Below are 1,251 nucleotides of genomic sequence, written 5' to 3' on the forward strand. Positions count from 1 at the left end.
CCCCCTGCGGCGCAAGGGAAAACGTCAGGGATGCAGTGCCGCGTACTGGGATGCCGCCATCTGTCCGGCCGCCATCCCGGCCCTGGATCGGCGGCCCGCATGGGAGTTCGCGGAACACGTCCAGTCCAAGGTGGCGTACTCGAGGTGCGTTGTTGCCCACTGGTTTTCCCGATCCGGTCTCGCCGACTGTTGCGTCATGCCTTCCTTGCGCTTGCCCACGCCTTGGTGTCCGTGGTGGGCCTGTGCCACTACTGCTGGAAGTTCAGCTTCAGCCCGGGTTCCGGCCAACGCATCTGCCCCACCGCGCCCTCGCCCGAGAGCGTGATGGTGGCTGTGCGCATATCCGACCCACCAAAGCAGATATTCGTCGGATGGGTATCGGGCATTGCCATCTGGTCGAGCACGCGTCCGTCCGGAGCAAACACCGTGATCTGGCCAGTGACCAAGGTGGCAACGCAGATATTGCCGGATGCCGTCACGGCCAAGCTGTCAAAGCGGCAAAAGCCAGGCAGGCTGCCGATGCAACGCCCGCCATGCGGTGATGGGAACGGCTCTTTCCGGAGCACGCCGGGCGCCTCTATCTCGAACGCCCACAGGCGCGCGGACTCCGTGTCGGCGACATAGACGATCGTCTCGTCTGGAGAGAGTCCCACGCCATTGGCGCTCAAAATGGGGTAAGCGATTTCCCGAATCGATGAGCCATCCGGTAGCGCGTAGTACAACCCGCCGTGGTCGCGCGAGGTATGATAGCGCTTCCCGAGATCGGTGAAGTAGAAGCCCCCATGCCGATCGAACACCAAGTCATTCGGCGCCGAAAGCTTGTGGCCGTTCGCTTCCTTATAGAGCAACCTACGCGCACCATTCTCGGGGTCCACCCGCTCGACCGAGCCATACTCGTAATCGTCCGAGGGTCCCTGCCCCATGAAATTGCCGGGCAGGTAGCGGCTTCCACCGTTGTTGCAGAGGATCAGTGACCCGTCCGGCGCGCGCGCGAGCCCGTTTGGTCCACCTGCCGCCTTTCCCAGCCGCGTCACCGTACCGTCGGTAGCGACGCGGGTAACCCAGCCGCCATTGATCTCGGTCAGAACGACGCTGCCGTCGGCCATTGCAACCGGGCCTTCCGGAAATCCCAAGCCCCTTGCGACGATATGGACCTCGCTCATACCAATTTCCTCCCCCCGAAGTCTTTATGCCTTAGAGCCTGTACGCAAATAAAAATCCTTTTTTATCAGCGTCTTAGCAAAATATTGC

At 61.8% G+C, this 1,251-nt stretch carries 1 protein-coding gene; it reads right to left on the minus strand.

The annotated features are described in order from the left end of the window. Window positions 1-248: 248 nt before the first annotated feature. Window positions 249-1,163, minus strand: coding sequence for an SMP-30/gluconolactonase/LRE family protein (locus tag Q7A36_RS39935; protein ID WP_305109347.1), 915 nt, complete (start codon window positions 1,161-1,163; stop codon window positions 249-251). Between the last annotated feature and the right edge of the window lie 88 nt (window positions 1,164-1,251).

Source organism: Paracraurococcus lichenis, from assembly GCF_030657435.1.
GTDB classification, from domain to species: domain Bacteria; phylum Pseudomonadota; class Alphaproteobacteria; order Acetobacterales; family Acetobacteraceae; genus Paracraurococcus; species Paracraurococcus lichenis.